The sequence below is a fragment of the Devosia epidermidihirudinis genome, assembly GCF_000971295.1.
In the GTDB taxonomy this organism is placed as follows: Bacteria; Pseudomonadota; Alphaproteobacteria; order Rhizobiales; family Devosiaceae; genus Devosia; species Devosia epidermidihirudinis.
On the sequence record NZ_LANJ01000047.1, the window covers coordinates 177,917 to 187,622 of the forward strand.

The 9,706-nt window shown below is 61.5% G+C and carries 13 protein-coding genes; 8 read left to right on the forward strand and 5 right to left on the reverse strand.

Annotated features, from left to right (window positions below; all coding sequences use genetic code 11):
- Nucleotides 1–118: 118 nt before the first annotated feature.
- The 4 genes from WH87_RS18590 to dnaQ are packed head-to-tail and all read left to right on the forward strand — an operon-like array spanning nucleotide 119 to nucleotide 2,878.
- Nucleotides 119–724 carry a Maf family protein gene (locus WH87_RS18590; RefSeq protein WP_046139553.1) on the forward strand — a complete coding sequence of 202 codons (606 nt, stop codon included), beginning with the start codon at nucleotides 119–121 and terminating at the stop codon, nucleotides 722–724.
- Entirely contained in the window at nucleotides 721–1,551 is an 831-nt protein-coding gene (locus WH87_RS18595; RefSeq protein ID WP_046139552.1) for a shikimate dehydrogenase, read from the forward strand. Before WH87_RS18590 ends, WH87_RS18595 begins: the two co-directional genes overlap by 4 nt.
- A 2-nt stretch (nucleotides 1,552–1,553) precedes the next feature.
- Nucleotides 1,554–2,150, forward strand: coding sequence for a dephospho-CoA kinase (gene coaE / locus WH87_RS18600; RefSeq protein ID WP_046139551.1), 597 nt, complete (start codon nucleotides 1,554–1,556; stop codon nucleotides 2,148–2,150).
- On the forward strand, nucleotides 2,147–2,878 hold the full coding sequence (gene dnaQ / locus WH87_RS18605; RefSeq protein ID WP_046139550.1) for a DNA polymerase III subunit epsilon: 732 nt from the start codon (nucleotides 2,147–2,149) through the stop codon (nucleotides 2,876–2,878). The genes coaE and dnaQ overlap by 4 nt, the downstream gene beginning before the upstream one ends.
- A gap of 33 nt (nucleotides 2,879–2,911) precedes the next feature.
- Here dnaQ and secB read toward each other — a convergent pair whose 3' ends face one another.
- On the reverse strand, nucleotides 2,912–3,430 hold the full coding sequence (secB, locus tag WH87_RS18610) for a protein-export chaperone SecB (RefSeq protein WP_046139549.1): 519 nt from the start codon (nucleotides 3,428–3,430) through the stop codon (nucleotides 2,912–2,914).
- Nucleotides 3,431–3,500: 70 nt separating this feature from the next.
- Nucleotides 3,501–3,959, reverse strand: coding sequence for an FxsA family protein (locus WH87_RS18615; RefSeq protein ID WP_197410857.1), 459 nt, complete (start codon nucleotides 3,957–3,959; stop codon nucleotides 3,501–3,503).
- Nucleotides 3,960–4,117: 158 nt separating this feature from the next.
- Here WH87_RS18615 and WH87_RS18620 point away from each other — a divergent pair, with 158 nt between their 5' ends.
- From WH87_RS18620 to WH87_RS18630, 3 genes are read left to right on the forward strand one after another with little or no spacing between them, the layout of a single operon-like run.
- A complete protein-coding gene (locus WH87_RS18620) occupies nucleotides 4,118–4,825 on the forward strand; it encodes a Tim44/TimA family putative adaptor protein (protein WP_046139548.1) in 708 nt (235 codons plus the stop codon).
- 28 nt (nucleotides 4,826–4,853) lie between these two features.
- The gene (locus tag WH87_RS18625; RefSeq protein ID WP_046139547.1) at nucleotides 4,854–5,441 is read left to right on the forward strand and encodes a Smr/MutS family protein; all 588 of its coding nucleotides are present in this window, start codon (nucleotides 4,854–4,856) and stop codon (nucleotides 5,439–5,441) included.
- On the forward strand, nucleotides 5,438–5,806 hold the full coding sequence (locus WH87_RS18630) for a helix-turn-helix domain-containing protein (protein ID WP_046139546.1): 369 nt from the start codon (nucleotides 5,438–5,440) through the stop codon (nucleotides 5,804–5,806). Before WH87_RS18625 ends, WH87_RS18630 begins: the two co-directional genes overlap by 4 nt.
- Before the next feature lie 206 nt (nucleotides 5,807–6,012).
- Here WH87_RS18630 and hslU read toward each other — a convergent pair whose 3' ends face one another.
- Genes hslU through hslV form a run of 3 tightly spaced genes read right to left on the reverse strand, consistent with a single transcriptional unit; the run spans nucleotide 6,013 to nucleotide 8,397 of the window.
- On the reverse strand, nucleotides 6,013–7,323 hold the full coding sequence (hslU, locus tag WH87_RS18635) for an ATP-dependent protease ATPase subunit HslU (RefSeq protein WP_046139545.1): 1,311 nt from the start codon (nucleotides 7,321–7,323) through the stop codon (nucleotides 6,013–6,015).
- On the reverse strand, nucleotides 7,316–7,840 hold the full coding sequence (locus WH87_RS18640; RefSeq protein ID WP_046139544.1) for a GNAT family N-acetyltransferase: 525 nt from the start codon (nucleotides 7,838–7,840) through the stop codon (nucleotides 7,316–7,318). Before WH87_RS18640 ends, hslU begins: the two co-directional genes overlap by 8 nt.
- The gene (hslV, locus tag WH87_RS18645) at nucleotides 7,837–8,397 is read right to left on the reverse strand and encodes an ATP-dependent protease subunit HslV (RefSeq protein ID WP_046139543.1); all 561 of its coding nucleotides are present in this window, start codon (nucleotides 8,395–8,397) and stop codon (nucleotides 7,837–7,839) included. Before hslV ends, WH87_RS18640 begins: the two co-directional genes overlap by 4 nt.
- Before the next feature lie 610 nt (nucleotides 8,398–9,007).
- Here hslV and hisB point away from each other — a divergent pair.
- Nucleotides 9,008–9,595 carry an imidazoleglycerol-phosphate dehydratase HisB gene (hisB, locus tag WH87_RS18650; protein ID WP_046139542.1) on the forward strand — a complete coding sequence of 196 codons (588 nt, stop codon included), beginning with the start codon at nucleotides 9,008–9,010 and terminating at the stop codon, nucleotides 9,593–9,595.
- Nucleotides 9,596–9,706: the final 111 nt, after the last annotated feature.

A 9,706-nucleotide genomic window follows, 5' to 3' on the forward strand; every position in this document is an offset into this window, starting at 1 on the left:
GCCAGGCTGTTAATGTTTTAATGACCAAGTCGAACAAGTTTGACGAAACGCAAAAGTCATGAGTCATTATCACAGCCCGGGCTTGAGCTGTGGATGACAGTGTGGAAAACATGGTCCCATGTTGATCCTTGCATCCCAGAGCACCACCCGCAAAGCCCTGCTAGAGCAGGCCGGACTGGTGTTTTCCACCGCACCGGCTGACCTCGACGAGCGAGCCATCGAAACCGCCGCAATCGAGGCTGGCGGTGATGGTCGCGACGTCGCGCTCTTGCTCGCCCAGGCCAAGGCGAGTGCCATCGCGGCGCTCCATCCGGGCGCCTTTGTGATCGGGGCCGACCAGACCCTGGCTTTGGGCACTGAGCTTTTGCACAAGCCATCCAGCCGCGACGATGCTGTGGCACAACTGGACCGTCTGGCCGGCAAGACCCATCGTCTGCATGCCGCGGTGGCTTTGGTGCAGGATGGCGACATCCTGTGGTCCGATATCCAGACGGCCGAGCTGACTATGCGCAGCTTTACCGAGGCCGAACGGGACGACGTACTGGACCGTGAAGGCGATACCATTCTGTCGTCGGTTGGCGGCTATCGTCTCGAGGGGCCATCGATCCGTCTCTTCGAAACGGTATCGGGCGACTACTTCACCATTCTGGGTCTGCCGCTGCTGCCATTGCTGGAAGCGCTGCGCAGCTTTGCCCCCGAGACGCTGGCGAGAACCACTCCGTGACCACAAACGCCTTTGTTATTGGTCACCCGATCAATCATTCCCGCTCCCCCCTCATTCATGGCACCTGGCTGGCCGAACACGGCATCGATGGCACCTATAATGCCATCGATGTGGCACCCGGGGATTTGTCGGCTTTTTTTGAGCGGTTGCGCGCTGGGGAATTTGCCGGCGGCAATGTCACCATTCCGCACAAAGAAGCGGTGTTTGCGCTGTGCGACAGCGTAGATCCGCTGGCCCGCACCATTGGTGCGGTCAATACGCTGGTGACGCAGGACGGCAAGGTGCACGGCACCAATACCGATTATCTGGGGTTTCTGGGCAATCTTGATGCCGGGGCACCGGGCTGGTCCGATGCGCTCGAACACGCCGTGGTGCTGGGCGCCGGTGGGGCCGCCCGCGCCATCCTCGTGGCGCTGCAAAGCCGTGGGGTGAAGCATATTCACCTGTTCAATCGCACGTTGGAAACGGCACAACGCCTGGCCGCAGAGCTGGGCAATGGCGTCACAGCGCATGGTTTTGCCGAGTTTTCCGAAATCGCACCCCGCACCAGACTGGTGGTGAATACCAGTTCGGTCGGTATGCACGGCACGCGGTTCGACAATCTGGATTTGGCATTGCTGCCCGACACCGCTGTTGTCACCGATATCGTTTATGTGCCGCTGGAAACGCCACTCCTGGCGGATGCCAAGGCGCTGGGCCTCAAGACCGTGGATGGTCTGGGCATGTTGCTGCATCAGGCCGTGCCGGGCTTTGAGGCCTGGTTTGGCGTGCGGCCTCGTGTGACTACCGACTTGCGAGCGCGCATCGAAGCCACGCTGGATCACTGATCATGTGGCGGATTGGCATTACCGGCTCCATCGCTACGGGCAAATCCACCCTGCTCAAAGCCTTTGCCGATCTTGGTGTGCCCACCATTTCCGCTGACACGATTGTTGCCGAGCTCTATGCCGGGGACGCTGTTGCCCCTGTCGAGGCATTGTTTCCCGGGGTCGCCAGCAATGGCGTGATTGACCGCCAGAAACTCTCGGCGCGCCTGGCGGCCGATCCGGCCGGGTTCAAGCCGCTTGAGGCGGTGGTGCATCCCCTGGTGCGGGCTGCGATTGCCGATTTCATGGATAGCGCCGAGCGCGGCGGCGCGGCTTTGGCCGTAGTTGAAGTCCCACTCCTCTTTGAAAGTGGCCATGACTATGGCTTTGACGCCATCGCGGTGAGCTGGGTCGATCCGGCCATCCAGCGCCAACGGGCCCTCGCCCGGCCCGGCATGACCGTGGATAAGCTGGACGCCATCCTTGCCCGCCAGCTGCCGCAGGCCGAAAAGAAGGATCGCGCCACCTATGTGTTCGACACCAGCCTGCCGGTCACCACGATCGAGGAGATGGTCGCCGCATTGGTCGCTGGGATCCGAGCCAGAGGGCCAGAACAATGAACCGCGAGATTGTGCTCGATACCGAAACTACCGGTTTGTCGCCCCAGCAGGGTGATCGTCTGGTCGAAATCGGCTGCGTCGAGCTGATCAACCACATTCCCTCGGGCAAAAACTACCATATCTATATCAACCCGCAGCGGTCGATGCCGGAAGAGGCGTTCCGGGTGCATGGGCTGAGCGAGGAATTCCTCTCCGACAAGCCGCTGTTTGCCGCCATTGCGGGGGAATTCCGCGATTTCATTGGCGATGCCACGCTGGTCATCCACAATGCGCCGTTCGATATGGGCTTTCTCAATGCCGAGCTGGAAAAAGCTGGCCAGGGCCGGCTGACCAATACGGTGATCGACACGGTGATGCTGGCGCGCCAGAAGCATCCCGGGGCCCGGGTTAGCCTCGATGCACTCTGCAAGCACTATGGCATCGACAATTCCCGCCGCACTCTGCACGGGGCGCTGCTCGATAGCGAAATCCTGGCCGAGGTCTATCTTGAATTGCTCGGCGGCAAGCAGGTGAGCCTGGCATTGATCGCGGAAAGCACCGTATCGGGCGCCGATGGCATTGCTGCGCAGGCGATTGCCGCCAGGCGACCAATTGCCCTGCCCTCGCGCATTTCGGCGGCTGAGCGCGAGGCGCATGCTGCGCTGGTTGCCGCCATGGGGGCCGATGCGATCTGGGCTCAATACGAGACCGAGCTGACCACCGTGCAACAAAAAAACCCCGGACGTTGATCCGGGGTCTTTCGAATGCTTCTGGCTGAACGCTTAGTTCGGCTTGTCGGTATCGACTGCGTCAGTGGCTGCCGGAGCGGCCTGCTTGGCGGCGAGCGCGGCCAGGTTCTGACGATAGATGGTGGCGAAATCCACGGGCTCCATCATCAGTGGCGGGAAGCCGCCCTGCTGGGTGACGCTGGCGAGAACCTGACGCGCAAATGGGAAAATCAGGCGTGGGCATTCGATCATCAGCAGCTGGCTCATCTGAGCCTCTGGCACGTTCTTGAGACGGAACACGCCGCCATAGACCAGCTCGACATTGAACAGCAGAGCCTGTTCGCGATTGGCCTTGGCATTGAGGGTGAGCTCGACGGCGAAGATGTCGTCAGCCTGCTTCTTGACGGCCACGGAAATGGACACGTTGAACGCCGGGTTGCCGCCGCCTGACATGATCGAGCCTGGTGCACCGGGATTCTCGAACGAGAGATCGCGGATATACTGGCCCACCATGTTCATTGACGGCAGATTGTTTGCCTGGGGTGCAGCACCGCCCTGGGTTTCGTCAGCCATTTTCTGGTCCTTTGCCGGAAATATTGTTGGGCGCTGGGCTACCATCTTTGCTGGCGGCCCACAAGCGCGCCTAGTCTTTCGGACGATAGTCGTCCTGATCGAGATCGATGGTGCCCTGCCCCCGGATCGCCGGGTCGTTGTCACTGCGATAGGACGAGTACTGGGCGCTATTGACCACGGTCACGCGGCTGGCGAGCCCGCCATAAATCCACGACCGGACCGGTGGCAACAGCAGTAGGAGCCCCAGAAAACTTGTGAAAAAGCCCGGCAGGATCAGCAGCAACCCAGCCAGACCCATCATCATGGTATCGGCGATGGCCTTGGCCGGCAGACGCCCGGCTGCGACATTGCCGCGCAACTGATTGATGACGCTCACCCCCTGCAGGCGCAGCACCATGCTGCCCACGATTGTCGAGGCGATGACCAGCGCCAAGGTTGGAAACAGGCCAATTGTCTGGCCCACCTTGATGAACAGGGCGATCTCCACAATGGGCAGCAGGATCACCCCGAATGCAAAATAGCGTGCCAAGGTCTTGGTTTCCTTCCGGGTTGGCAGCAGCAAAAACACAACTCGCCCCAACGTGAACTGGTTTTGGGGTAAGGCTTTCCCTATATATAGGTCAAATTCAGCGCTCAGCGAGCGTCTCCAGCGTCTTTTCGGACGCCCTCTGCAAGGTGCCACGCCCCATGGAAGACTTCTTCGACCTGCCGACCCTCATCGTCATCGCCGTCGCGGTGTTCGTCCTGTTTCGCCTGCGCTCAGTTCTGGGCACCCGTACCGGCAATGAGCGGCCGCCTGTCGAACGCAGCAAACCCGCTGCGGCCAATGAAGATACCGTCGTGCCGCTGCGCCCCACCGGCGCCGGCAATCCCGAGCTTGACGACGAGCGTCGCAGCCGCAAGCTCGAGGCCGAGATCGAACAGTTTGCCAAGGGCAATCCCGAGCTGGCGGCAGGCTTCAAGGAAGTGGCCGAGGCTGATCCGACCTTTACCCCGAAGTCCTTCCTCGATGGCGCCAAGCAGGCCTATGAAATGATCGTGACGGCTTTTGCCTCCGGCGATCGCGTCACCCTCAAGAATCTCCTGGAAAAAGACGTGTTTGACGGCTTCCAGCGCGCCATTGCGGACCGTGAGGCGGCTGGCCAGAAAGTTGACTTCACCTTTGTTGGCCTGCCAAAGATCGAATTCTCCGAGGCCGAATACGACAAGAAGAACGTCAACCTGACCGTGCGCTTCCATGCAGAGGTGGTTTCAGCCACCCGCGACAAGGATGGCAATCTGATCGACGGCAATGCCGATCAGGTGCAGACCATCGCCGATGAATGGACCTTTGCGCGCAATCCCAAGTCGCGCGATCCGAACTGGAAAGTCGTCACCACAAGCCAGCTCGACTGATCCCCTTAGGCAGGCGCGTCTCATTGCCATGTCCAAGCGTGACTCAAAGCGCCTGCCACACGATTTCCACCTGTGGACGGCCGTCGCCTCGACGGTCGATCCGCTGCGTCGGAAGGGCCTGCTAAAACTCAGCACAGGCCCACTGCCCCTGCCGGTTGAAGAGGCGCCGCCTGTGGCGCCCACCAAGGCTCCGCCCAAGCGCAAGCCCCCGCGCCAACCATTCCTTGCCCCCTATCAGGCGCCCCTGCCGACAACGTCGGTACCCGACAAGGCCGTTGATCCGGCGATCCGCAAGAAGGTTGGTCGTGGCCGCATCGAGATTGATGCGCGGATTGATCTGCATGGCATGACGCAGAACGAGGCACGCGCCTCGCTGCACCATTTTGTGCACGCCCGCTTTGCCCGGGGTGACCGGACCGTGCTGGTGATTACCGGCAAGGGCATCAAAACCGACAATGACTATATGGCGGCGATGAGCCAGCGCGGCGTGCTGCGCACCATGCTGCCGATCTGGCTGAGTGAGCCCAGTCTGTCGCCAATGGTATCGGGCTGGAGCGTGGCGGCACGCGGCCATGGTGGCGAGGGGGCGTGGTATGTGCGCCTGCGCCGAGCATGACCCCGCTTGGCGCCAAGATCCGGGCCCTGCGTGAGGAACGCGGCATTTCGCTCAAGGAAATGGCAGCGGCGCTCAATGTATCGAGTGCTTACTTGTCGGCGCTTGAGCATGGTCGCCGCGGCGTGCCGACCGGTTTTCTGCTGCACCGCATGATCGCGTTTTTCAACGTGATCTGGGATGAGGCCGAGGAGTTGCAGCGCCTGGCTGAGGTGAGCGACCCCAAGGTGACGATCGATACCGGCGGTCTCGTACCCGAGGCGACCGAGCTGACCAATCGGCTGGCTGCCGATATCGGCAAACTCGATGTCGAGGATCTGCAGTTTTTACGCGATGAGCTGGTGCGGCGGTCGGGGAAGAAGCGGTAGCTCGGTCCCAACGTTGAACCCCTCACCCGCCCCTTTGGGGCGACCTCTCCCCTCAGGGGAGAGGTGATCGCGGGCCCCTGCTCTATCCTTCTCTCCCGTCATTGCCCGGCTTGTCCGGGCAATCCATGCCTTCGCACAGAAGCAAGATGGACCACCGGGACGAGCCCGGTGGTGACGATGGAGGGAGGGTGTTTGCCTCAGCGGACCTAGAGCACGAACTTGCTGAGGTCGACGTCCTTGGCCAGCACGCCGACTTTTTCTGCGACGAAGGCGGCGTTGATGGTGATGGTTTGGCCCTGCTTGTCAGGGGCCTCGAAGCTGATGTCTTCGACGAGGCGTTCCATCACGGTCTGCAGGCGTCGTGCGCCGATATTTTCGACGGAATCGTTGACCTTGACCGCCGCGTCGGCGATGGCCTCGATGGCGTCCTGGGTGAAGTCGAGCGTCACCCCTTCCGTGCCCATCAGCGCCACGTACTGCTTGATCAGGCTCGCCTCGGTGTCGTTGAGGATGCGGATGAAATCCTCGCGTGTCAGCGCCTTGAGCTCGACCCGGATCGGCAGGCGACCCTGCAATTCGGGCAGCAGGTCGCTGGGCTTGCTGACATGGAAAGCGCCTGACGCGATGAACAGGATATGGTCGGTTTTGACCGGGCCATATTTGGTCGCGACGGTGGTGCCTTCGATCAGCGGCAGCAGATCGCGCTGCACGCCTTCGCGCGATGGACCGCCCGATGCACCGCCTTCGCGATGAGCCACCTTGTCGATCTCGTCGATGAAGACGATGCCGTGGTTTTCCACCAGCTCGATGGCTTCGCTCTTGAGCTGTTCCTGATCGAGCAGCTTGTCGGCTTCCTCGGCGATCAGGGGCTCATAGGCGTCCTTGACCTTGATCTTGCGTTTGACGCCGCGTCCGCCCATGGCCGATTTGAACATGTCGGAGAGGTTGATCATGCCAATGCCGCCATTGGGCATGCCGGGAACCTCAAAGCCGCCCGTATTGCTCGAGGGCGTCATTTCGATCTCGATCTCGCTGTCATCGAGTTCGTTATTGCGCAGCTTTTTGCGGAACGAGTCGCGGGTCGATGGCGTCGCAGAGGTGCCGACCAGCGCGTCAAGCACGCGGTTTTCCGCGTTCTGATGGGCCTGCGCCTGAACATCGGCCCGGCGCTTGTCGCGCAAGACGGCAATGCCGGCTTCCACGAGATCGCGGATGATCTGTTCAACGTCGCGGCCGACATAGCCCACTTCGGTGAACTTGGTGGCTTCAACCTTGATGAAGGGGGCCTGGGCGAGACGAGCCAGGCGGCGCGAAATCTCGGTCTTGCCGACGCCGGTTGGCCCGATCATCAGGATATTTTTCGGCGTCACTTCGCGGCGCAGTTCGGGGGAGAGCTGCTGGCGACGCCAGCGATTGCGCAGGGCGACGGCGACGGCGCGCTTGGCGTCGTTCTGACCGACGATGTTGCGATCCAGTTCGCTGACGATCTCGCGGGGGGAGAAATTGGTTTCACTCATTTTCAGTCTGCTTTCCTGGTGCCTCATCAAAAAAGCGCACCATCAGGTGTTCGTCGACATAGCGACCGTTCACGGACATGTAGCGCGGGTCGGTGCCATAGATGGCAAAACCCGCCTTTTCGTAGAGCCGAAGGGCAGGCGCGTTGCGGCTCTCGACGCTCAGATGCAGCTGCAGCACTTCAGTTTTGGCGCGTTCGATAACGGCGTCGAGCAAGGCCATGGCGCAGCCGGTGCCGCGCATCTGGGGTTTGACATAGACCTGATACAGCCAGCCGCGATGGCCTTGCCGGTTCTGGCCGCGTTCATAGGCCATGATGCCCACCAGCTCGCCCTCGGGGGTGACCGCGCCGATAAAGACCAGCGCGTCGAGCAGGTCGGCCAGTTCGCGTGACGTGCGCTGCAGCAGATCCTCAGCGGTGCTGAAGAAAGCCGTCGGGTGATTGGTCAGCGCCTCGAGCCTAATGGCCCGATAGGCATCGACATCAGCGCGTGTCAGCTGGCGGACGGCAAAGCTCATGCGCCAAGCTCGATGGTTTCCAGCGTCACATTGCCATTGGTGTAGACGCAGATTTCCTCGGCGATCTTCATGGCGCGGCGGGCGATATCCTCGGCGTCGAGATCGGTCGCCTGATGTAGGGCCAAAGCGGCCGAATGGGCGTAATTGCCGCCCGAACCGATGGCGATGACGCCATGATCGGGGGTAAGCACGTCGCCATTGCCGGTCAACACCAGGGTATCGGTCTTGTCAGCCACGATCATCATGGCTTCGAGCTTGCGCAGGTACCGATCGGTGCGCCAGTCCTTGGCCAGTTCCACGGCGGCCCGCATCAACTGGTCGGGATATTGTTCGAGCTTGGCTTCGAGGCGCTCGAACAGGGTGAAAGCATCAGCGGTCGAGCCGGCAAAGCCGCCGATCACCTTGCCACCGGCCAGACGACGAACCTTCTTGGCGGTATGCTTCATCACGGTGGGGCCCATGGACACCTGGCCATCGCCAGCCACCACGACCTTGTTGCCCTTGCGCACGGAGACGATCGTCGTCCCGTGCCACCCGGGGAAATTGTTATCACTCATAGGGAGGTACTCCAGAACTGTTGAGTGATATTTAGGAGCGCCGGGGGAGAATGCAACAGACGTGCCAGCGGGCCGGTTGTCGCGGAGACACCGGTTTTGCGATGAGCTGCAATGGCGAGACCGCAGTCTCGGGTTGTAGTGTGGTATGGTGAGGCCGTGATCTCGCCATCGCGCCGGGATTTTTCACACACGCATCGAGCAGCTGCCCTGTCGGGCGGGCTGGTGGTCAGCATCCATGCGGGAGAATGGCGACCCAAACTCCCCGGCAGTCCCCACGCCGCTCACTCGTCATGACCGCGCTCTGGCATGGGCAATGGGGGTGAGGATACGTGCGGTGTGGTGCCCGGGGATAAGTTTTTTTGCATTTCGTCTGTTGGGGGCGCGGGGCGCTCCACAAGCTCGATGTCGTTCCGGCCCCGGGTCGCTTCGCGCCCGAGGACAGGCTTCGGCCGGAATCCATACTGAAGATCATCCTGAAGCTGGATGGTGTGGCGGGCCACGGACCTGGATCCCGGCCTGCGCCGGGATGACCCGGTGGTGGGGGCCAATAACGCTATCTTTATGCGTTTGCGCATAACTGCTAGAGCAAGCCGGAAACCGGAGAGAAGCCATGCGTACCGCCACGATCGCCCGCAAGACCAACGAGACCGAGATCACTGTCTCGATCAACCTCGATGGCACGGGCGCGCACAAGATGGCGACGGGCATCGGCTTTTTCGATCACATGTTGGATCAGCTCAGCCGCCATTCGCTAATCGATATGGACGTGACCTGCAAAGGTGATCTCCACATCGACTTCCACCACACGGCGGAAGACGTGGGCATTGCGCTGGGTCAGGCCATCAGCAAGGCGCTGGGCGATAAAAAGGGCATCCGCCGCTATGCCAGCAGCGATCTGCCGATGGACGGCACACTGACCCGCGCCGCGCTCGACGTGTCGGGCCGCCCGTTCCTCGTGTTCCGGGCAGAGTTCAGCCGCGACAAGGTCGGCGAAATGGACACCGAGCTGTTCCGCGAGTTCTTCCAGGCCTTTGCCATGAATGCAGGGATTACCCTGCATATCGAGAACTTCTACACGGACAATAACCACCATCTGGCGGAGTCCATGTTCAAGGCGGTGGCTCGGGCCCTGCGCGTGGCCGTGGAGATTGACCCGCGCACGGCCGACCGGGTGCCGAGCACCAAGGGCGTGTTGTAGGGCTAAGAATACCCCCACCTAGCCTCCCCCTGAACAGGGGGAGGAATCTGACTAGTGGATTTGGCGATATCGCGCCCCGTGCCCGATCTGCCCCGCCACCTCTTCAGGGGG

Excerpts from the sequence above, each read along its gene's own strand:
- WH87_RS18590 (WP_046139553.1), top strand. The coding sequence starts at position 119 with ATGTTGATCCTTGCATCCCAGAGCACCACCCGCAAAGCCCTGCTAGAG.
- coaE (WP_046139551.1), top strand. The coding sequence starts at position 1,554 with ATGTGGCGGATTGGCATTACCGGCTCCATCGCTACGGGCAAATCCACC.
- dnaQ (WP_046139550.1), top strand. The coding sequence starts at position 2,147 with ATGAACCGCGAGATTGTGCTCGATACCGAAACTACCGGTTTGTCGCCC.
- secB (WP_046139549.1), bottom strand. The coding sequence starts at position 3,430 with ATGGCTGACGAAACCCAGGGCGGTGCTGCACCCCAGGCAAACAATCTG.
- WH87_RS18620 (WP_046139548.1), top strand. The coding sequence starts at position 4,118 with ATGGAAGACTTCTTCGACCTGCCGACCCTCATCGTCATCGCCGTCGCG.
- WH87_RS18625 (WP_046139547.1), top strand. The coding sequence starts at position 4,854 with ATGTCCAAGCGTGACTCAAAGCGCCTGCCACACGATTTCCACCTGTGG.
- WH87_RS18630 (WP_046139546.1), top strand. The coding sequence starts at position 5,438 with ATGACCCCGCTTGGCGCCAAGATCCGGGCCCTGCGTGAGGAACGCGGC.
- hslU (WP_046139545.1), bottom strand. The coding sequence starts at position 7,323 with ATGAGTGAAACCAATTTCTCCCCCCGCGAGATCGTCAGCGAACTGGAT.
- WH87_RS18640 (WP_046139544.1), bottom strand. The coding sequence starts at position 7,840 with ATGAGCTTTGCCGTCCGCCAGCTGACACGCGCTGATGTCGATGCCTAT.
- hslV (WP_046139543.1), bottom strand. The coding sequence starts at position 8,397 with ATGAGTGATAACAATTTCCCCGGGTGGCACGGGACGACGATCGTCTCC.
- hisB (WP_046139542.1), top strand. The coding sequence starts at position 9,008 with ATGCGTACCGCCACGATCGCCCGCAAGACCAACGAGACCGAGATCACT.